The following is a 19,799-nucleotide window of genomic DNA, read 5'->3' as shown; positions in this document are numbered from 1 at the left end:
ACGGTGCAGGCGCTAGTCTGGCGCAAACATCTTTCGGAGAGCAAAAACATGAACGATGCAGCTGCACGCCGCTATTCGACGGGCGCGATGATCTTCCACTGGGCGATCGCGATCCTGGTGATCATGAACTGGCAGATCGCCGAGCGGGCACACGATCTCGAGGGCGCCGAGCGAATGGCAGTGTTCGGCTATCACAAAGCCTGGGGCATGCTGATCCTTGCGCTGACGCTCGGCCGGCTCGCGTGGCGCTGGACGCATCCGGTTCCGCCGCTGCCGAGCGACCTCGCCAAATGGGAGGCCGTGCTGGCGCGCACCGTGCACGTCATATTCTACGTCCTGCTGATCGGGCTGCCGCTGGGCGGCTGGCTGGCAAATTCCTACGGAGGGCGGCCGATCGACTTCTTCGGCCTGTTCACGATTCCCGCATTGCCCGTGGGCGAGAACAAGGACCTCAGCCACACCATCTTCGAAGCGCACGAGACCGGGGGGTCGATCTTCATCTACCTGATCGGCCTGCATATTCTCGGTGCGCTCAAGCACACATTCTTCGACAGGAACGGCGGCATCTTCCGCATGCTCCCCTTCGGCAAGGTGCCGGGCTGAGAAACGAGAAAACCCCCCGCCGATCGCTCGGCGGGGGCTCTCGTCTGCCGACCGGACCACTCTCATACCGGTCGGCTGAGCGATCTCACCAGAAGAAGTCGTAGATCACGTCGACCACTTCGCCGCTGTAGATATCGACCAGCAGCACGTCGTCGTAATAGCGGACCCAGCGATAGGGGCCGTAGACTTCGGGCAGGCGATAGCGCCACGGATCGTTGATCCAGTAGCGGTTGCCGAAGAACAGGCTGCCGAGACGGAAGCCGATGCTCAGCCGGCGATAGCTATAGTCGCGATAGGGGGCGTAGTAGCTCCCCAGCCGGAAGATGTTGCGGTTGCTGTGGCGATACCGCTGCCAGTCGTAGCGGTTGTTGGAGCGCCAGCGACGCTGGTCCCAGCGGTCGTAATCGTGCCAGCGGCGCCCGTCGTAATAGCGCGCGCGACGGTTGGCATCGCGGCGTGCATCGCGATAGGCATCACGGCGGGCATCGCGGCGATCCTCGCGATAGGCTTCGCGACGTGCGTCGCGGCGTGCATCGCGATAGGCTTCGCGGCGCTGCTCCACACGGCGTTCGGCCCGCTGTTCGGCGCGGCGTTCAGCGCGGTTGCGATCGGTATAGCTCCGGTTGCGCTCGGCGGCATAGGTGCGATTGCGCTGCTCGACCTCACGGCGGGCATTGCGCTCGCGTGCGGCCTCGACGCGGCGGTCCGCCTGGTTCCAGTCGCGGCTGCCGCGCGCCTGGGCGATGTCCGCGCGGTTGTCGCCGCGTGCTTCCTGGCGCATCTCGACGCGGCGTTCGCTGGCGGCGCGGCGCGCCTCGCGGGGATTCTGCCGAGGGGCCGCCTGGCGGCTTTCCTCGCGCCGTTCCTGCTGCCGGTTATCGCGGCGATTGGAACGCTGCTGGCGGGCGTCGTTGCGATCCCCGCGAGCGCGCTCCGCGCGTTCCTGCCAGTTGCGCGACTGCGCCTGGGCTTCGGCGGGCAGCGCAGTCAGGGCCATCGCCGCAGCGAGGGCACCCAGCGCACTTCCCTTCATGAGCTTGGTGAGTGTCATGGAGCCTGTCCTTCTCTTCGTTCGGAGCCGCTCCACCACCCGCGGCTATTGTCGATGTCCCAAGTTGTATCACAACGGTCTGACGCCAATCTGAACCGGTCTGTCGGCCAATCGTTCATATTTCTTCGCCTGGGGATGAATACTTTGATGCTTGGCAGCTTCGTGGCGCCGGTGCAAGCAGAGCGCCATGTACGAGACACTCAACGAGGTGCGGGCCGACATCGCGGAAAGGCTCGCGGCTGCCGCGAGCGAGCGTCGCTCGCCCATGCACACGCCAGTGGTCGCCACCGCCGGTGCGGACGCGCGAGTGATGGTCCTGCGCGCCTTCGATCCAGCGAGCTGGACGCTGCGCTTCCATACCGATCTGCGCAGTCCCAAGGTCGCCGCCATCGAGGCGGACCGGCGGATCGCGGTGGTCGCCTATGACCGGGATGCCGGCGTCCAGCTGCGTCTGCGCGGCACGGGGCGAATCGAGGGGGCAGGCGCGGCGGTCGACGCCGCCTGGGCCGAAAGCACCAATTTCGCTCGACGCTGTTACCTGGGTGAGGGACCTGGCGCGGCCTCGGAAGGGCCGACGTCGGGTCTGCCCGAGCAATTCGAGGGAGTCGAGCCGGGAGATGCCGAACTCCTGCCGGCACGCGGTAATTTTGCGCTCCTGCTGGTCGAGGTGGCAGAGATCGACTGGTTCAGCCTTGCGCATACCGGCCATCGCCGCGCGCTGGTGACGCGCTATGGCGGGCAGTGGATCGCACCCTAGCGACGGGCAAAGCCCTCGACACCTTGCACATCGGCCTCGCGCTGCTCGATCCGCGTCGGCGCGGCACGGGGCGGCCCTTCGTGCATCGCGGCGATCATCCGCGCGATCGTATCGGCATCGCCTTCGAGTTGCGCCTCGACCGTGCCATCTGGCACGTTGCGCACCCACCCCGCGAGGCCCAGTTCGCGTGCCCTGGCGACGGCCCAGTCGCGGTAGAACACGCCCTGCACGCGGCCGTGGACGATGCAATGGCGGGCGGTCATGCGCTGTTCGGCCTTCGCCCGCAGCGCCGCGCCGCCCGCCGGAATCGCATCAGGCGGCCTGCTTGATATCGCGCAGGGTGATGTCGAAGGTCAGATCTTCGCCCGCCAGCGGGTGGTTGCCGTCGGCCTTGACCGTTTCTTCGCCGACTTCGAGGACGTAAAGCGTCATCGGCTGGCCATCGGGCGACTGCGCCTGCAGTGCCATGCCCGGCTGCGGGGCCGGTTCGGGCGGCAGGTTCGCGCGCGGGATGTCGATGATCATCTGTTCGTTACGCGGGCCGAAGGCCTTGTCGCAGGGGATGGCAATGCTCTGTTCGTCGCCGACACTCATGCCGGTGAGTGCCTCTTCGATCTGCGGGAAGATCTGCCCATTGCCAAGCGTGATGTCCTGCGGGCCGACCTGAGCGGTATTGCCGACCTCCTGGCCGTCAGTGCGCTTGAGGATGTAGTCGATGGTGACGGTGTCACCGCTGCTGGGAGTGGTCATGGATATCCTTGTCGATTTCGAGTTCGCGGCGCGAGCTTGCCCCGCATGGGAAATGCGCCCGCGGACCGAGCGCCTTGCCCCTGAGTCTCGCAAAGGATGGTGGGGGGAGTCAAATGAAGCGGAACGCTCGCGGCTCGGTCGGCCTCGCGAAGGCGGTGGTTAACGTGCGAGCCGGACTGTCGTTCTGATAAGGTTTTCGAGAGTATTGGGCGTTACCGGTGATCGCCTGGGCGTGCGTTTGGAGATCGAGAGTGGAGCGCAGGGTTAGTCACCGTGCCACAGCAAAGCAGACAATCCACGCTCGGATATCCGAAGCGCCGGTCAAGCTGACGCTTCTCGACCTGTCGGTTTCGGGCTGCAAGGCGCAGTGCAAAGGCCTTGCCCTCGAACCAGGGGCTCCCGTCACACTCGTACTCTCCGAGAACGAAAGCATTCCCGGCCAAGTTGCCTGGTGCGATGCTGGTGTGGCGGGCATCCGTTTCGACCGCGAACTCAGCCTCGAGAGCTTTCTGCGCCTCGTTCAGAGGGGCTTGGTGGAGACGCGGGACGACGCCTCTCTCCGCGATGCTTTCGGTCGCCGACTGCCGGAACTGTCTTCGAAGAAGGCGGTCAACCCCGGTCCGAGCGACAAGCGGCGGGAAGCCCGGCGTGATTTGAAGTGTGAAGCGACGGTGCGGCTGGGGTTCCAGCGCGACCTGAAGGTCATGATCTACAATTTGTCGGCCAATGGCTGCCTGCTGAAGCATCGGATCGAACAACTGGCGATCGAGGACAGGATCGGCGTGACCCTGCCGGATTTCGAGAGCTTTTCCGGAACCGTGGTGTGGAACAGCGGGCACAAGGCCGGAGTGCGGTTCGACCGGCCGTTGCATCCCGCCGTCCTCGACCTGATCGTCACCCGTCGGCCGCAGGACCAGGGCGACGCACCGGCAAGAGACGCATCGGGCAATGGGAAGGCCAGGTTGGCGTGCTGATCCGAACCTTGGCCGACCGGCCGTAGCAGGATTACGTGTCATTCGGCCGTGCGGGATCGCAAGCCGCCGGGCGGCTTGCGATCCCTCACGCGGATCAGCGCGTCAGCTTCTTGTAGGCCAGGCGCGTCGGACGGTCTGCCGCATCGCCCAGGCGACGGCGCTTGTCTTCTTCATAAGCCTCGAAATTGCCTTCGAACCATTCGACGTGGCTGTCGCCCTCGAAGGCGAGGATATGCGTGGCGAGACGATCGAGGAAGAAGCGGTCGTGGCTGATGACCACGGCGCAGCCGGCGAAATTCTCGATCGCGTCCTCGAGCGCGCCCAGCGTCTCGACGTCGAGGTCGTTGGTCGGTTCGTCGAGCAGCAGGACGTTGCCGCCCTGCTTGAGCATCTTGGCCATGTGGACGCGGTTGCGTTCACCGCCCGAGAGCTTGCCGACGTTCTTCTGCTGGTCGGGGCCCTTGAAGTTGAAGGCGCCGACATAGGCGCGGGTCGACATGTCCTGGCCGTTGACCTTCATGTAGTCGAGACCGTCCGAAATCTCCTCCCACACGTTCTTCTTGGCGTCCAGATGGTCGCGGCTCTGGTCGACATAGCCGAGCCGCACGGTCGACCCGACTTCGATGCTGCCGCTGTCGGGTTCTTCCTTCCCGGTAAGGATCTTGAACAGGGTCGACTTGCCCGCGCCGTTGGGGCCGATCACGCCGACGATGCCGCCCGGGGGCAGGGTGAAGCTGAGGTCTTCGAACAGCAGCTTGTCGCCATAGGCCTTGGAGATGTTCTTGGCCTCGATCACCTTGCCGCCGAGCCGTTCGGGCACCTGGATGACGATCTGCGCCTTGCCGACCTGGCGGCTGTCCTGGCTGTTCTGCAGTTCCTCGAACTTGCGGATACGCGCCTTGGACTTGGTCTGGCGCGCGGCGGGGGTCTGCCGGATCCATTCCAGTTCGCGGGCGAGCGCCTTCTGCTTGCCCGATTCCTCGCGGCTTTCCTGTTCGAGGCGCTTGGCCTTCTTCTCGAGATAGGTCGAGTAGTTGCCCTCGTAGGGATAGTAGCTGCCGCGGTCGAGTTCGAGGATCCATTCGACGACATTGTCGAGGAAGTAGCGGTCGTGGGTGATCATCAGCACCGCGCCGGCATATTCCTTGAGGTGGTTTTCGAGCCACTGGACGCTCTCGGCGTCGAGATGGTTGGTCGGTTCGTCGAGCAGCAGTATCGACGGCTTCTGGATCAGCAGGCGGGTCAGCGCGACGCGGCGCTTCTCACCACCCGAGAGGTCCGTGACGGGCCAGTCGCCCGGCGGGCAGCGCAGCGCTTCCATCGCCACTTCGAGCTGGTTGTCGAGCGTCCAGCCGTCGACTGCGTCGATCTTGGCCTGCAGGTCGCCCATTTCCTCCATCAGCGCGTCGAAATCGGTGTCGTCCTGCGGGTCGCCCATTTCCGCCGAGATGGCGTTGAAGCGCTCTACCAGATCGGCAGTGTCGCGCGCGCCGTCCTTGACGTTCTCGAGCACGGTCTTGCTCTCGTCGAGTTCGGGTTCCTGTTCGAGATAGCCGACGGTGATGTTCTCGCCCGGCCAGGCTTCGCCGGTGAAGTCCTTGTCGATCCCGGCCATGATCTTGATCAGCGTCGACTTGCCCGCGCCGTTGGGGCCGACGATGCCGATCTTGGCGCCCTGGTAGAACTGCAGGTTGATATTCGACAGCACCGGCTTCTGTGCGCCGGGGAAGGTCTTGGTCATGTCCTTCATGACGAATGCGTATTGGGCGGCCATCTGGCGGGAGTCCTTCGGGTTCGGATTGGGTGGGCGGGCAAGGCGCCCGCAAAGATCTGTCGCGCAGATAGTCGCACCTTACGCGCGGGGCAAGCGCGGCGAGGGGGCGGGCAGGCCTGCCGTAATCTCTCTACCGAAGAGAATTGTCGCAATCTTACAACAAGGGCTGGACAAGTAGGGCGGGAAACCCGATGGCGCCGCCACTGGGGTATTTACCTACACCAAGTCTTAACCGACGGAGCGTATCGAAGGCGATAGGAAGGGCAGGGGCAGTCCATGCGCGAACAGATCTTAGGACTGATAACACCGATGATGGCGATCGTGTTCGTCGTCGTCTTTCTGGTGCTCTGGCGTCGTGGACGTATGGGCAACTACGTGCTTGCCTTCGCCGCATCCTATCTCTTTTTCGGGTTCGGTTTCGTTGCCACTCATGTGCTCGATCCGGGCCAGTGGTATGTGTTCCATCTGACGCAGCTGTTCTATTCGCTGGGCAGCGCTTGCGCGGTGTGGGGTGCAGCGCGGAGGATGGGCCAGCGCGTCTCGCTGGGCGGACTCGCCATCGTCTATTTCCTTTCAGCCGCGACCCTTGCGGTCGCGGTGGCGATGTCGCCGGAAACCGAGCCGCGCCTCCATATCGTCAATTCGGGCTATGCGGTGATGTTCCTCATGGGAACGATGGCGATGCTGCAGGCGCAGCGCCGCACTGCCATCGACACGCTGGTCGTCGTGCTATTCGCGGTATCTTCGGCACAATTCCTCATCCGCCCCGTGCTGACCCTGCTCCTTGCGGGCGGCAGCGAGGCGAGCGTCTATCGCGAATCCATCTACTATTCGGTCCTCAGCGTGGCGGTGACCATCCAGTCGTTGATGACGGCGGTCACTCTGGTCGGAGCATGTCTTTACGACCAGATTCAGGCTGTCCGCGAACAGGCGGAGATCGACGGATTGACCGGCTTGCGGACGCGGCGCGCCTTCGAGCAGGATGTCGTCGAGCTGCTGGAAAAGGCGAAGCAGGAGTATCTGCCCGTTTCGCTGGTGGTCGCCGATATCGACCATTTCAAGGCGGTCAACGACGTCTGGGGTCACCAGGTTGGCGACCAGGCGATCGCCCGCTTCGGCGAGGTGATCCGCGGGACGATCCGCGATACCGATATCGCCGGACGGATCGGCGGCGAGGAATTCTGCATTCTCGCGTGGAACTGCGAAGAGGAAGCCGCAGGGACGATGGCCGAACGCATCCGCCGCAAGTTCGCCGAGGCGCAGATCAAGGGCATGCCCGACGATCACCGCCTGACCGCCAGCTTCGGTGCCGCCGGGCGCGGCGAGGGCGAAGGCTATGGCAAGCTGTTCGCGCGCACCGATGCCGCGCTCTATCGCGCCAAGGATACGGGTCGCAATCGGACCGTTCGCGATGGCGACAAGCAGGGCGCCGTCGTCACCCCGATCAAGCCCGAGACGGACGAGCGGAGCGACATGCGCGAGGCCATCGCCTAGGCGAAGGATCGCCGCAAGCGTCGCGGCATCATCGCCAGCTGCAGGACCGCGCGCAGCATCAGGAAAACGCAAAAGCTGAGCCACAATCCGTGATTGCCGAGCGGCCAGGTGAGCCATAGCATCACGCCGTAGCCCGCCACTGCGCCCGCCATCGACAGCAGCAGCGCGCGCGTCCAGCTTGCCCCGACGAACACCCCGTCGAGCACGAAACCGGCAAAGCCCGCCAGCGGCAAGGCGACGATCCACGGCCACAGCCTGCGCGCTTCGGCGGCAACGGACGAAGTGGCGGCGAAGCTGTCGGTGATCGCTGTACCGAAAAGCGCGAAGACCCCCGCACCGATGCAGGCGAGGCCGAGGCAGCGCCACAGAATGGCTCCGACATAGGCGCGAAACCCTTCGCGATCGGCCGCTCCCGCGCGTTCGCCATTGAGCACCTGCGCGGCGTTCTCGAACCCGTCGAGCAGGAGCGCGGAGAGGATGAAGAGCTGGTAGACGATCCCGTTGGCCGCCAGCACCACCGGCCCGCGGTCGGCGCCCAGCCGAGTCAGTGCGGCGATCGCGATCATGAGCACCACCGTACGCAGGAAGAGGTCGCGATTGACCGCGAGAAAGGGGCGCAGAGCGCGCCAGGTCATGCCCGATCCCTTGCGCAGGGCGGCACAGAGATCGTCGCCCGCGATGCGCAGGATCAGCGCCGCTGTGACCGCGAGCTTGGCGAATTCGGCGATGAAGCTCGACCAGCCGATACCCGCGATCCCCCAGTCGAGCCCGAGCGTCAGCCACAGGCCGAGCGCGACGTTGAGCAGATTGTACGCCACTTCGATCGCCAGCACCGTGCGCATCCGGCGACGGCCTACGAGGAAGCCGACCAGCGCGAAATTGGCCATCACGGCCGGCGCGCTCCAATAGCGGATGTCGGCATAGATCACGGCAGCCGTGCGCACGCGGGCGTCCGCCCCCAGCGCATCGAGCAGCAGCGGCAGGAGCACCGGCTTCAAGAGCAGCAGTGCCGCCGCGATCGACAGGCCGACCGTCAGCCCCTTCAGCAGCACCTCGGCCTGCGCCTGCGAGCCCTGCCGCGTGCCCGCCTGCGCGACGAGACCGGTGGTGCCGGTCTTGAGGAAGTTCATCACGGTGAACAGTGCGGCGAACAGCTTGGCGCCGACATCGACCGCGCCCTGCGTCGGCGCATCGCCCAGCTGGCCGACGATCCACATGTCGCCCATCCCGATCAGCGCGGTGGCCACGTTGGTGACCATGGCGGGCAGGGCGATGGCCCAGATCAGGCGGTTGTCGACGATGGGGGCGGGCGAGGTGTTCAGGCGGGGCTCCTCACGCGCTGTCGCATGTGAGTCTCTCGGTCGGAGCCGCCTCCCGGGACGGCCCCGAATCCGAAAAACTGGTCGGGGAGACTGGATTCGAACCAGCGACCCCTTGTACCCAAAACAAGTGCGCTACCAGGCTGCGCCACTCCCCGACCGTGTTTCCCGCAAGGCGCCAGGCTTGGTGGGCCCGGCAGGACTCGAACCCGCGACCTAGCCGTTATGAGCGGCCAGCTCTAACCAACTGAGCTACAGGCCCCCAGCCACGCCGTGCGGAAGGCACGCGCCTAGCCCCGGCGCGATGGGCTTGCAAGCGCTAGGCGTCCACCGCCAGCATGATTTCCTCGATCGTCGTCGGCCGTACCCCGCGACTGCCGAGATAGGCGAAGACGGTGCGCAGCCAGTCGTAGAGCGCATCGAGGTCCTCCTCGCTGCGGACGTAGGGTGTCAGCCCCGCGGCGAGCGAGGGACTGTGGAAGCTCAGCACCAGCACCGGCAGTTCGTCGTCGAGCGCGATGTCGATGGCGCGCAAGGCCTCTTCCTCGCTCACTCCTTCTGGCGTCAGGCCGATCCGCTCGAGCAGGCCGAGCCGCGACAGCAGCCCGCCGAGCAAGGGGAATTTCGCGGTCAGCGGGAAGAGCCTCTGCCCCTGCCTCCGCAACAGACCCCAGAACACGGTCGTCAGCGGCAGCTCGAGCAGCTTGCGTTCCGGGTCGGTCCAGTAGGGCGTCACCGGATGGCGGCTGTAATCGGGCCCGTGACCTTCCGAATAATCGTAGCGCGCGCGCACCGAACTATCGATCGCGATGCCGTTCTCGCTCAGGAGCCGGGCGGTATGCGGGCCGAGGCCATAGCGTCCGGCGCGGTAGATGCGCGGCGCCGCGCCGAAGCCCGTTTCGATCGCATCGCGCAGGCGGCGGAATTTGGAAGCTTCGAGCTCTTCCTGCAAATTGCCGGCGAAGCTGTTGTAGGTGTTGACTTCCTCGTGATGCGGCGGGTTGACCCATGGGTGCAGCTGGACGCCCACCTCGGCCTTGCCCGCGCGCACCGCATCGCCGATGATCTCGCGCGCCAGCGGATCGTTGGCGATCGGCCAGTCGACCAGGTAGACCGGCGAAACCCCGATCCCCTCGCAGAATTCCTGGAAGCCCGAAATCGCGCGGACGTGGCTGAGGCCGTAGCCTTCGGCGCGGAACGGGCCGTTCCAGTCGAATTCCTCCTCCGTATCGACGGTCAGCAGCACGCGCTGGCCGAATCCTTCGGCAAAGCGCGCGGTTTGCGAAGGGTGCGGCGGATGAAGGAGGTTGGCGTAGATGATTGTCGGAGTGTCCTAACCGGCGGCGCGATCGGGCGCATCGGCAGGGCTAGGGAGCGCCTCGGCACCGGTCAATAGCGGCAGGCTCAGCACCAGCATATTGTCCTCACGCGACAATTCCCCTCCTGCCGCGCGCGCCTCCGCGCGGGCGAGGCGGAGCGAGAAGCCCGCGCCGAAGATGCCCGAACTGAGCGTGCTTCCGGCCGAGCGGATATCGGAGGCGAAGACGTCCTCGGCCCCGGCGAGCTGCGCGGGTAGCTGGATGCGCAGTGCGACCTGCTCGTCCGCCAGCGACAGGCTCAGTGGCACGGTTTCGCCCGCGCCGGTCGCCCCGGCGAGCGTCGCCAGGATGCGCCAGCCGAGCATTTCCGCCTCGTGCTGCGCGAGCGCGAGCGACGCGGCGCGATCGGCGATCCGCGCTTCGAACCGGGCGACCCGCGGGCCGAGGACGGTCTGCAGCTGGGCGATCTGTCCGCGCACGATGGCGACGAAATCGCTCTCGCCTGAATCGAGGTCGAGCGCGCCGGTTTCGAGCCGTGCGAGCCGGTCGAGTTCGTCGAATCCGGCAAGAATGCGCGCCGAATCGCCGGCGATCGAGGCCGCCAGCGCGCGGTATTCATGCGGCGTCGGGCCGAAGACCTGCTGCTGGATGACCTCGGCATAGCCCTGCATCGCGTTGACCGGCGTGCGCAGTTCGTGGAGCAGCTGGCGCAGCCGGTCGGCCCCGCGTTGCGCACGGTCGTCCACCGGTTCGACCGCGCGGCGGAAACGGCCGACATAGCCGAAGAAGCGGCCTTCGCCGCGGGTGAAGCGCGGCGCGGCATCGACGATCCAGTCGCCCTCTATCGCTTCCGCACCGCGCAGCGATACGGCCACGCCGCGGACCGGCTGGCGGTTGGCGAAGGCGGCGGCAAAATCTTCGCCGCCCCGGTCGGCCTCGCGGTGCTGGGCCAGGTCGATACCGATCACCATCGGCGCGATTTCGGGTTCGGCCCAGTCGATCCGGCCTTCGGACCCGGTGCCGAAACTGAAGGCGGCCAGCGGCTTGCGATGCGAGGCCTCGTCGAGCCCCGCCATCGGCAGGGTCGGCGCCTCGTCGCTTTGCGATGCGCTGCGGGCCTTGCGGAAGGTCTCGATCCGCTCGACCAGCGCGCGGATATCCTCGGATTTGCCGGCGGCTTGGCCGGTCGGCGCCGAAGCCTTCGACGATGTCGCCGGTTGCGGCGCGTCTTCCGCTGCGGCGTCTATCTCTGTGCCATCGGCGACCTGAGGGGCAACTTCCTCGACCTGAGGGGCAACTTCCTCGAGCGCCGGACGCAGGACCAGCGGCTCGATCGGGTCCGGTTCGATCCGTGCCTCATCGTCGGTTGCCGTCCGGGGCGCCCGTGCGGGGCTGGCGGGCATGGGCAGGGCGCGGTCGGAAACGCCCAGCCGGTCGAGCACGCGCACCGCGGCGTCGGGCAGGTCGCGGCGGTGGCGCAGGAAGCCGCGCGCGCGGATCGGCAGGCGCGGGATCAGCTCGGCCCATTCCGCGCCCGTCAACTGCGCGCGATAGAGCGCCGCAGCTGCAATCGCCGGATGCGCCTCGCCGAACCAGCGCACCAGTTCGGGATTGCGGAAGCGCCACCCGTTCTCGCCCACGATCGTCGCGCGCTCGGGCACCGGGATGACCTCGGCCAGCGCGATCAGCCGGAGATAGGCGGCCGCCTTGAGCGCCGGATCGCCCGCCTGTGGCCGCTCGCCGAGCAGGTCGAGCAGCTGGCGGAACTGCGTCTTCGCCGCACGCTCGCCAGCGGCGCGGAGGCGCAGCACGGTGGCAAGGCGGTCGTCGAAGTGCATTCGGTCTCCGGATCGGGGGCGTCGGGTCTAGGGATTCCCCATGACAGCGCGGCATTGGCCGGGCGACAATGGATATAGTTACCGGCCCATTTACCGCCAATGAGCCGCTCAGCCGCGTTGCAAAGCGGGACAATTGCTGGCAAAGCTAATAATGTTAGCCAAGACGGCTGCATCGCGTTGTCAACATTTCGTGGAAGTTTCGCGATGCCCCGCCAATGGCGCCAGGGTAGCAGAGGCAGTGAGTATGGCCAATCTCGACGATATCGACCGGCGATTGCTGGGTGAACTCCAGACGGAGGGGCGAATCACCAATGTCGAGCTCGCCCATCGTGTGGGGCTGACCGCCCCGCCGTGCCTGCGCCGCGTCCGCGCGCTCGAGGAAGAGGGCGTGATCAGGGGCTATCACGCCGAACTCGATCCGTCGAAGCTGGGCTTCTCGATCACCGTCTTCGCCATGGTCAGCCTCAAGAGTCAGGCCGAGGACGCGCTGCGCGAATTCGAGGCGGCGATGCGCGACCTGCCCGAAGTGCGCGAAGTGCACATGCTCAACGGCGAGATCGACTTCATCATCAAGATCGTCAGCAAGGACCTGCAAAGCTTCCAGGAATTCCTCACCAGCAAGCTGACCCCTGCGCCGAATGTCGAAAGCGTGAAGACCTCGCTGACCATCCGTACGAGCAAGCACGAGCCCGGCGTTCCGTTGTGAGCGCGGGCGAGCGGATCGAGGGCCACTGCCTCTGCGGCGCGGTCACGATCACGCTCGACGATCCCAAGCCCGAAGTCGAAATCTGCCAATGCGCCATGTGCCGACGCTGGGGCGGGGCTTTCTATGCCGCCCAGACGGGCGCAAATCCGAAGGTTTCAGGCGAAGACCTGATCACCGTGTATCGCTCGAGCGAGTGGGCCGAACGGGCCTTCTGCTCGCACTGCGGCAGCGGCCTCTGGTTCCGCTTCCTGCCGACCGGCAATCGCAGCTTTTCAGCCGGACTGTTCGATGCGGCAGCTGCGCATGGCATTGAGAAGGAGATTTTCTCCGACGAGCGCGCCGAATGGTGCCGCCTCGAAGGCGATCATCCGCGCCAGACTGCTGACGAGGTGATTGCCGAGGCGAAAGCGGCGGGTTTCAGCTTCGGCTAGCGGCGCGAGCCACGTCGGCGTCCGCCAGCACCAAGTCCAATGCGGGCGATCTCATCGCAGCCCATGTCAACCGGTTCGCCGTGAACCAGCTGCTTTGGCGACCGGATCGGATTGATTGTCCGCCATGATACCGGCAGGGCCATCCCTCGCTGGACCCGGTGGCGTCGGTCACCCCTCGCGCGTTTTCAGCCATTCCTCGAGCCACTTGATCGAATACCGGCCGCTCTTCACGTCGTCCTGCTGGAGCAGTTCCTGGTGCAGCGGGATCGAGGTCTTGACCCCTTCGACCACCATTTCCTCGAGCGCGCGCTTCAGCCGCATCATGCAGCCGTCGCGCGTGCGGCCGTAAACGATCAGCTTGGCGATCATGCTGTCGTAATAGGGCGGGATACGATAGCCCTGGTACAGCCCGCTATCGACGCGCACATGCATGCCGCCGGCGGCGTGGTAGTAGGTCACTTCGCCGGGCGAGGGCGCGAAGGTCCACGGGTCCTCGGCATTGATGCGACATTCGATCGCATGGCCCTTGAACTCGATCTCGTCCTGCTTGACCGAGAGCGGGTGGCCCGCCGCGATGCGGATCTGTTCGCGCACCAGGTCGACGCCGGTGATCGCCTCGGTCACCGGGTGTTCAACCTGCAGGCGGGTGTTCATCTCGATGAAGTAGAACTCGCCGTTTTCCCACAGGAACTCGATCGTGCCCGCGCCGCGATAGCCCATGTCGCGCATCGCCTGCGCGCAGACCTCGCCCATGCGCATGCGGTCTTCGTCGCCGAGCACGGGGGAAGGGGCTTCCTCGAGCACCTTCTGGTGCCGGCGCTGGAGCGAGCAGTCGCGTTCGCCGAGGTGAACGGCGTTGCCATTGCCGTCGCCGAAGATCTGGAATTCGATGTGGCGCGGATCGCCGAGGTATTTCTCGATATAGACCGTGGCGTCCCCGAAGGCGGCCTTGGCCTCGCTGCCCGCCTGCTTCATCAGGCTTTCGAGCTGGTCCTCGCTCTCGCAGACCTTCATTCCGCGACCGCCGCCGCCGCTGGCGGCCTTGATGATGACGGGATAGCCGATCTCGTCGGCGACCTTGCGCGCTTCCTCGACGGTGCCGACCGCACCGTCGCTGCCGGGCACCAAGGGCAGGCCCAGCGCGCCCGCGGTCTTCTTCGCCTCGACCTTGTCGCCCATTGTGCGGATGTGTTCGGGCTTGGGGCCGATCCAGGCGATGTCGTGCGCCTCGACGATCTCGGCGAACTTGGCGTTTTCCGAAAGGAAGCCATAGCCCGGGTGGATCGCATCGGCATGGCTGACTTCGGCGGCCGAGATGATGTTGGCGATATTGAGATAGCTGTCGGCGGCAGCGGGCGGACCGATGCACACGGCGTGGTCGGCCAGGCGGACGTGCATGGCATCGGCATCGGCGGTGGAGTGCACCGCGACGGTCTCGATGCCCATCTCGTGCGCCGCGCGATGGATGCGCAGCGCGATTTCGCCGCGGTTGGCGATGAGGATACGGGAAATGCTCACGGGACCGACCTCAGCCGATGACGACGAGCGGCTGGTCGAATTCGACCGGCTGGGCGTTCTCGACGAGAATCGCCTTTACCGTCCCGGCCTTGTCGGCGGTGATCGGGTTCATCACCTTCATCGCCTCGACGATCAGCAGCGTCTGGCCTTCCTTGACGCTGGCGCCGATGGTGATGAAATCCGCCGCGCCGGGTTCGGGGGCGAGATAGACGGTGCCGACCATGGGCGACTTGATCGCGCCTGCGACATCGGCGCCTGCATTGGCTTCGGGTGCGGGTGCCGCAGCGGCAGGGGCGGGTGCGGCGGCTGCCGGTACCGCCATCGGCGCGGGTGCCGCGGCCATCGCCACGCCGCCACCGCGCGAGACGCGGATCTTCCGATCGCCATCCTCGACCTCGATTTCGACAAGGCCGGTCTCGCCCAGCATTTCGGCGAGCTCACGTACGAGAGCGGTGTCGACGTTCATGCCGGACTTGCCGGCGCTGCCCTTATGGTCGGCCATGGAACCCCTTGTATGTTGTTTGGCCCGCCTATGCTCCGCGCGGGAGCATAGGGCAAGGGGTGCGCGCGCGTTTTAGAGCGCCGCCGCCTTCTCCAACGCTACGGCATAGCCGTGCGCGCCCAATCCCTTGACTTCGTCCACCGCGCCCAGCCCGACATAGGAGATGTGGCGGAAGGGCTCGCGCGTCGCGGGATCGGAGAGGTGGACCTCGATGACCGGCAATTCGATCGCCTTGATTGCGTCGAGCAGGGCGATCGAGGTGTGGGTATAGGCCGCCGCATTGAGCAGCACCGCCTTGGCCCCCACGCTACGCGCTTCGTGCAACCAGTCGACCAGGACGCCCTCGTGATTGGTCTGGCGGAAGTCGACGGCGAGGCCGAGCCGGCGCGCCTTGTCCTGCAGCATGGCCTCGATATCGGCGAGGGTGTCGGAGCCATAGATCTCGGGCTCGCGCGTTCCCAGCAGGTTGAGATTGGGGCCGTTGAGGACGAAGACGATGTCGGTCATGGGATGGGGTTAGCGGCTGTTGGGGCCGGGGAAAAGCGGGCTCGGGACCGAAGGTGCACCTTCGGGCATTGTCTCGGCATGCGCCTCTCGATCACCACCGAACTCGACTATGCCTTTCAGGCCCCGACCGACATCATCCTGCAGATCGAGGCCGCCGCCATTCCCGAGCAGCGGATCGAGCACGCGCATATCGACCTCTCCGATGTCGAGCATTTCGCCCGGCTGCCCGGCCACGATACGATCGGCGAAAGAATCTGCTTCCAGACCGAAGGGAGGCTGAAGGTCCGCTACGAGGCGACCGTCGACATCCGGCGGCTCGATGCGGAGATCGAGACGCTGGCCGCCGTGCCGCCCCATGATCTGCCCGCCGAAGCTGTCGAGTATCTCTTCCCGTCGCGCTATTGTCCCGCCGACGAATTCATGGCGCTCGTCGAAGCCGAGTTCGGCGATACGGCGGGCGGCGCGCGGATCGCCGCGATGCGCGACTGGATCGCGGACTCGATCGAATACAGATCGGGCAGCAGCAATGCGGGCACCGATGCGATGGAAACCTTCGTTTCGCGCTGCGGCGTGTGCCGCGATTTCGCGCATCTGCTCGTCACCATGGCGCGAGCCAGCGCGATCCCCGCGCGCTTTGCCAGCGTCTACGCGCCCAACGTCGAACCGCAGGATTTCCACGCCGTGGCGGAGGTCTTCCTCGAGGGAGCCTGGTATCCGGTGGATGCGACCGGCATGGCGACGGCACAGGACATCGCCAAGATCGGTGTCGGGCGAGACGCCGCCGACGTCTCGTTTCTGACGAGCTACGGCTCCGCAGAAATGAGGGCGCAGGAAATCTCGGTCTCGGCTCTGTGAGGCAAGGCGACGGAAGAGGCCGGCGATGCTCGATCGCGACACGCGTATAGATAGGGACCAGCCGTCAGAAGGCATGGAGCAAGCGGTCCACGATGGTCGCTGATACAGCTGCTTTGCCTCGCCGATCGCGGAGCCTCGGTCTCTCTCGCGCAGCGTCTACCGCGCGATGCCGCTGGAACGCTCGACCGCCCTAAAGCATACTATCTGTAATATTCGAACCGTCGCGCGTGCAATTCGAACCATCGCACACGCCATCATGCCGCAACACGATTGGCCGCAGAGGGCCGGGGGAGTTCAATGGGAGAAGTCATTTCGACCGGGATCAGCGGGCTTGATATCATCCTCCATGGGGGCGTCCCCAAGAGCAGCATCACCTTGCTGCAGGGCCATGCCGGATCGGGGAAGACCACGCTGGGGCTGCAGTTCCTGCTGGAGGGCGCGAAGGAGGGTGAGAAGAGCCTGCTGATCAGCGTGGCCCAGACAAGGGCCGAACTGGAGCATATCGCGGAAAGCCACGGCTTCGACCTCGGCGCGCTCGACCTTGAGTTCGTGGACCTCGGGAATGACGGCGCACCCGATCAGTATGCGGTCAATACCCAGGAGGAAGATCTCGATGACCTGCTGTCGCAGGTCCATTCGATCGTCGAGAGGGTCAAGCCGGAGAGACTGGTATTCGATTCGCTCCTCGAGATGCGGCTCCTCGCAAGAAGCGACTACGAGCATCGGAGGGACGTTCTCGCGCTCAAGCGCTCGCTGGTTAAGCTCGGAACCACCGCGATCATTCTCGATCATGTCGGCGAAGGGCTGGACCGCCGGATCGAAGGGGTTGCCCATGGCGTTATCATTCTCGATAGCTACACGCCCCAGATCGGAACCACCTATCGCCGGTTGATGATCCGCAAGTTCCGTGGCCACTCCTTCATCGAAGGGTGGCACGACTTCGACATTGAAGCAGGGGGGCTGGACGTCTTCGCGCGGCTCCTGCCGCAGAGACTGCCCCCGCAAAAGGTCGGGAAGCAGCTCAAGACCCAGGTCGAAAACCTCGACGCCATGCTCGGCGGGGGGCTCGAACGGGCGACCACCACCCTGATCGCCGGCCAGTCGGGAACCGGGAAATCCACTCTCGCGACCGTCTTCGCCAGTGCGGCGGCCAAGCAGGGGATGAAGGCGGGCCTCTTCCTGCTGGAGGAGAGACCCGAAGTCTACCGGGACCGGTCCGAAGGTGTGGGGATCGACGTGGTCGAGCCCGAACGCGAAGGCACCCTGTTTCTCGAGCATTTCGATCCTTCCGAAGTTTCGGTGGGCCATTTTTCACAGACGATCCTCAACCTGGTCGAAGAAGAGGATCTGGATGTCGTAGTCATCGACAGCCTCTCAGGTTTCGTGAGCGTCCTGCCCGAGCGACATAACCTCATTCCGCAGATCCAGTCGCTGTTGCAGCAGCTGGCGCGGCAGAACCTGGTGGTGATACTCACCATGTCGCAGCACGGGCTGCTGGGCGAGACGCCTCGGACGGAAGTCGACGTGAGCTTCCTCGCAGACTCTATCATTCTCCTCCGCCACTCGCCGGAAGGAAGCGAGATACGGCGGACATTGGCGGTGGTGAAGAAGAGGCACAGCGACCACGACCGGCGGATCAAGAACTTCGTCATCGCCCCGGGGAAGGTCGATGTCGAGGATATCGAGGAAGGGGCCAAGCGGCAGATCGAGAGCCAGTCCTAGATGACTGGGAAGGTCGCCCCCCGACCCGTGGTGGCAATTTTTGCTCCGCTCGCGGGCGATGCGGAAGCGATAGCCGGCCTCGTGAGCGAAATGGGCTACGACGGCGACATTTGCGAGGATGCCGCGTCCTTGTTCGAAGCCCTCGAGACCCATCCGCTCTGCGCAATCCTGACCGAAGAGGCCATCTCCGAGGAAGCGGCGCAGGCGATCGAGCGCCATTCCGAGGCAGCGCCCCTGTGGTCGTCGATTCCGCTGATCCTGGCGATCGGCGATCCGGAGCATCTGTCCCGACCTTCGCAGAGGATCATCGACAGCTCGTCGACTGCGACGGTGGTGGTTCTGCAAAAGCCGCTCCGAAAGGCGGTTTTCACCACCGTCTGCAAGAGCCAGATCCAGCTGCGCGAGAGACAGTTCCAGGCTGCGGCGATGATGGAGCGGCTGGCGGAAGGCGAGCAGTATCAGAGGTTCCTGCTCGACGAATTGCGCCACCGCACCCGCAACATGCTCGGCATCCTGCAAGCGACCGTAAAGCTCGCTTCAAAGAATTGCCGCGACATCGACGATTTTCGGGAAGAACTGCTCGCGCGTCTCCAGTCGATCTCGCTGGCGCACGAACGCCTGACCAAGGAGGAGCCCGACGAAGGGCATCTGAAGGCGATCATTCACGATCACGTTTCTCCCTTCAGCCTCAGCGAGGGCAAGCTCGAACTCGAGGGACCCGAGATCGTCCTGTCGGAGGGACTGGCCTTCGATTTCTCGCTCGTCCTCCACGAGCTTGCCACCAATGCCGCCAAATACGGAGCGCTGAGCGCCGCGGATGGCGTGGTTCGGGTCGAATGGGAGCGGCACGACGGAAAACTGGCGGTGACGTGGCAGGAACGGGGCGGTCCCACGGTCAGCGCTCCGACCCGCAAGAGTTTCGGCACGCGAATGATCGAGCGGCTGACGGCAAAATACGATGGGAGCAGCGCGTTCGACTACCGGCCCGAGGGCCTCAGGGTCGATCTGTCGCTGGCGATCGGAGAGGAAGGTTCCGCGCAGCCCTGACCCGGCAAGAGCGCCGAAGCTTACAGGTCCACGCCCTTGACCTTGCCCCATTGGCGTGCGGCGGTGTAGCCGAGATAGCCGGTACCGAAGAGCGCGTAGAGCGCCTCGGGGAGGGCGGCGAGGTAGCGGGTCATGCCTTCGCCGATGGCGCGCGCGGTGATCGGATCGAAAGCGGCGATCACGCCCATCGGCACGCTGAACAGGATCAGCGCGTACATGACATAGAGGAAGCTCGGCCGCGCGCGGCTGGTCCAGGGGTCGCGGCTCTGCGCCTCGGCGACGATGGCCGACAGCCGCGCTTCGATCTGCCGGAGTTCCTGCGTGCCCTCGAGCGCGATCAGCTCGAGCTTGGCCCTGGCGCGCGCTTCCTTGTCGGGGATCACCTTGTCGATGATCGAGGCGATCGGGCTGATGAGCGAATCGATGAGCGGCATGGGGCGTCTCCGGTTTGCGAGACCGAATCACCTAACCATATCGGTTCGTGTAGGAAAGCACGCGTGCAGCAGCGCTTGCCGAGACCGTCGAATTGCGAGGAAAACCACTGGTCGGGATGACTGGATTCGAACCAGCGACCCCCACACCCCCAGTATGGTGCGCTACCAGGCTGCGCTACATCCCGAAACCAGTGGAGG

General features: G+C 65.3%; 20 protein-coding genes and 3 tRNA genes. 9 read left to right on the top strand and 14 right to left on the bottom strand.

Annotation, left to right across the window (positions count from 1 at the left end):
• Window positions 1-48: 48 nt before the first annotated feature.
• On the top strand, window positions 49-603 hold the full coding sequence (locus ACN4E0_RS02585; protein ID WP_419565239.1) for a cytochrome b: 555 nt from the start codon (window positions 49-51) through the stop codon (window positions 601-603).
• An 85-nt stretch (window positions 604-688) separates the two neighbouring features.
• On the opposite strand, the gene ACN4E0_RS02580 is transcribed toward ACN4E0_RS02585, so the two are convergent.
• Complete coding sequence (locus ACN4E0_RS02580) at window positions 689-1,654, bottom strand: RcnB family protein (protein ID WP_419565237.1); 966 nt, start codon at window positions 1,652-1,654, stop codon at window positions 689-691.
• 187 nt (window positions 1,655-1,841) lie between these two features.
• On the opposite strand from ACN4E0_RS02580, the gene ACN4E0_RS02575 reads away from it, so the two are divergent.
• On the top strand, window positions 1,842-2,411 hold the full coding sequence (locus ACN4E0_RS02575) for a pyridoxamine 5'-phosphate oxidase family protein (protein WP_419565235.1): 570 nt from the start codon (window positions 1,842-1,844) through the stop codon (window positions 2,409-2,411).
• Here ACN4E0_RS02575 and ACN4E0_RS02570 read toward each other — a convergent pair.
• Both ACN4E0_RS02570 and ACN4E0_RS02565 read right to left on the bottom strand, forming a co-directional pair.
• The gene (locus ACN4E0_RS02570) at window positions 2,408-2,674 is read right to left on the bottom strand and encodes an acylphosphatase (RefSeq protein WP_419565232.1); all 267 of its coding nucleotides are present in this window, start codon (window positions 2,672-2,674) and stop codon (window positions 2,408-2,410) included. The two genes, ACN4E0_RS02575 and ACN4E0_RS02570, sit on opposite strands and share 4 nt — an antisense overlap.
• Before the next feature lie 49 nt (window positions 2,675-2,723).
• The gene (locus ACN4E0_RS02565) at window positions 2,724-3,161 is read right to left on the bottom strand and encodes an FKBP-type peptidyl-prolyl cis-trans isomerase (RefSeq protein WP_419565230.1); all 438 of its coding nucleotides are present in this window, start codon (window positions 3,159-3,161) and stop codon (window positions 2,724-2,726) included.
• 251 nt (window positions 3,162-3,412) lie between these two features.
• Here ACN4E0_RS02565 and ACN4E0_RS02560 point away from each other — a divergent pair, with 251 nt between their 5' ends.
• Window positions 3,413-4,135, top strand: a complete 723-nt coding sequence (locus ACN4E0_RS02560) for a PilZ domain-containing protein (RefSeq protein ID WP_419565228.1) — start codon at window positions 3,413-3,415, stop codon at window positions 4,133-4,135.
• 94 nt (window positions 4,136-4,229) lie between these two features.
• Here the strand turns inward: ACN4E0_RS02560 and ettA are convergent, their stop codons facing one another.
• Complete coding sequence (gene ettA / locus ACN4E0_RS02555) at window positions 4,230-5,909, bottom strand: energy-dependent translational throttle protein EttA (RefSeq protein WP_419565226.1); 1,680 nt, start codon at window positions 5,907-5,909, stop codon at window positions 4,230-4,232.
• A 276-nt stretch (window positions 5,910-6,185) separates the two neighbouring features.
• Here ettA and ACN4E0_RS02550 point away from each other — a divergent pair, with 276 nt between their 5' ends.
• Window positions 6,186-7,403: a GGDEF domain-containing protein gene (locus tag ACN4E0_RS02550; RefSeq protein ID WP_419565224.1), complete on the top strand. Its 1,218-nt coding sequence runs from the start codon at window positions 6,186-6,188 to the stop codon at window positions 7,401-7,403.
• Here the strand turns inward: ACN4E0_RS02550 and ACN4E0_RS02545 are convergent.
• From ACN4E0_RS02545 to ACN4E0_RS02525, 5 genes are all read right to left on the bottom strand, one after another.
• Window positions 7,400-8,662 (bottom strand): MATE family efflux transporter, encoded by a 1,263-nt coding sequence (locus tag ACN4E0_RS02545; protein ID WP_419565222.1) that lies wholly within the window; start codon window positions 8,660-8,662, stop codon window positions 7,400-7,402. The genes ACN4E0_RS02550 and ACN4E0_RS02545 overlap by 4 nt on opposite strands.
• A 141-nt stretch (window positions 8,663-8,803) precedes the next feature.
• Window positions 8,804-8,880 (bottom strand) — tRNA-Pro (locus ACN4E0_RS02540).
• A 27-nt stretch (window positions 8,881-8,907) separates the two neighbouring features.
• Window positions 8,908-8,984: transfer RNA gene (locus tag ACN4E0_RS02535), tRNA-Ile, on the bottom strand.
• A gap of 57 nt (window positions 8,985-9,041) precedes the next feature.
• Window positions 9,042-10,043 (bottom strand): polysaccharide deacetylase family protein, encoded by a 1,002-nt coding sequence (locus tag ACN4E0_RS02530; RefSeq protein WP_419565639.1) that lies wholly within the window; start codon window positions 10,041-10,043, stop codon window positions 9,042-9,044.
• Between the two features lie 12 nt (window positions 10,044-10,055).
• Window positions 10,056-11,879: a histidine kinase dimerization/phospho-acceptor domain-containing protein gene (locus tag ACN4E0_RS02525; RefSeq protein ID WP_419565220.1), complete on the bottom strand. Its 1,824-nt coding sequence runs from the start codon at window positions 11,877-11,879 to the stop codon at window positions 10,056-10,058.
• A gap of 244 nt (window positions 11,880-12,123) precedes the next feature.
• Between ACN4E0_RS02525 and ACN4E0_RS02520 the strand changes: the two genes are divergently transcribed.
• Both ACN4E0_RS02520 and ACN4E0_RS02515 read left to right on the top strand, forming a co-directional pair.
• Window positions 12,124-12,585: an Lrp/AsnC family transcriptional regulator gene (locus ACN4E0_RS02520; RefSeq protein WP_221602945.1), complete on the top strand. Its 462-nt coding sequence runs from the start codon at window positions 12,124-12,126 to the stop codon at window positions 12,583-12,585.
• On the top strand, window positions 12,582-13,016 hold the full coding sequence (locus ACN4E0_RS02515) for a GFA family protein (protein WP_419565218.1): 435 nt from the start codon (window positions 12,582-12,584) through the stop codon (window positions 13,014-13,016). Before ACN4E0_RS02520 ends, ACN4E0_RS02515 begins: the two co-directional genes overlap by 4 nt.
• Before the next feature lie 168 nt (window positions 13,017-13,184).
• On the opposite strand, the gene accC is transcribed toward ACN4E0_RS02515, so the two are convergent.
• The 3 genes from accC to ACN4E0_RS02500 all read right to left on the bottom strand — a co-directional run bounded on the left by accC (window position 13,185) and on the right by ACN4E0_RS02500 (window position 15,543).
• Window positions 13,185-14,534 (bottom strand): acetyl-CoA carboxylase biotin carboxylase subunit, encoded by a 1,350-nt coding sequence (gene accC / locus ACN4E0_RS02510; RefSeq protein ID WP_419565215.1) that lies wholly within the window; start codon window positions 14,532-14,534, stop codon window positions 13,185-13,187.
• A 10-nt stretch (window positions 14,535-14,544) separates the two neighbouring features.
• Window positions 14,545-15,000, bottom strand: a complete 456-nt coding sequence (gene accB / locus ACN4E0_RS02505) for an acetyl-CoA carboxylase biotin carboxyl carrier protein (protein WP_419565637.1) — start codon at window positions 14,998-15,000, stop codon at window positions 14,545-14,547.
• Between the two features lie 108 nt (window positions 15,001-15,108).
• Window positions 15,109-15,543 (bottom strand): type II 3-dehydroquinate dehydratase, encoded by a 435-nt coding sequence (locus ACN4E0_RS02500; RefSeq protein WP_419565213.1) that lies wholly within the window; start codon window positions 15,541-15,543, stop codon window positions 15,109-15,111.
• A 78-nt stretch (window positions 15,544-15,621) separates the two neighbouring features.
• On the opposite strand from ACN4E0_RS02500, the gene ACN4E0_RS02495 reads away from it, so the two are divergent.
• The 3 genes from ACN4E0_RS02495 (at window position 15,622) to ACN4E0_RS02485 (ending at window position 19,167) form a co-directional block, all read left to right on the top strand.
• A complete protein-coding gene (locus ACN4E0_RS02495; RefSeq protein ID WP_419565210.1) occupies window positions 15,622-16,398 on the top strand; it encodes a transglutaminase-like domain-containing protein in 777 nt (258 codons plus the stop codon).
• 297 nt (window positions 16,399-16,695) lie between these two features.
• A complete protein-coding gene (locus tag ACN4E0_RS02490) occupies window positions 16,696-18,120 on the top strand; it encodes an ATPase domain-containing protein (RefSeq protein ID WP_419565208.1) in 1,425 nt (474 codons plus the stop codon).
• A 30-nt stretch (window positions 18,121-18,150) separates the two neighbouring features.
• Window positions 18,151-19,167: a sensor histidine kinase gene (locus tag ACN4E0_RS02485; RefSeq protein ID WP_419565206.1), complete on the top strand. Its 1,017-nt coding sequence runs from the start codon at window positions 18,151-18,153 to the stop codon at window positions 19,165-19,167.
• Window positions 19,168-19,187: 20 nt separating this feature from the next.
• Here the strand turns inward: ACN4E0_RS02485 and ACN4E0_RS02480 are convergent, their stop codons facing one another.
• Both ACN4E0_RS02480 and ACN4E0_RS02475 read right to left on the bottom strand, forming a co-directional pair.
• Window positions 19,188-19,601: a holin family protein gene (locus ACN4E0_RS02480; protein ID WP_419565203.1), complete on the bottom strand. Its 414-nt coding sequence runs from the start codon at window positions 19,599-19,601 to the stop codon at window positions 19,188-19,190.
• Between the two features lie 108 nt (window positions 19,602-19,709).
• Window positions 19,710-19,786 (bottom strand) — tRNA-Pro (locus tag ACN4E0_RS02475).
• Between the last annotated feature and the right edge of the window lie 13 nt (window positions 19,787-19,799).

The sequence above is a fragment of the Qipengyuania sp. genome (genome assembly GCF_048550555.1).
Classification (GTDB): Bacteria; Pseudomonadota; Alphaproteobacteria; order Sphingomonadales; family Sphingomonadaceae; genus Qipengyuania.
Note: the sequence above shows the minus strand (reverse complement) of the source record. Positions and strands in the feature narration are given on the sequence as shown.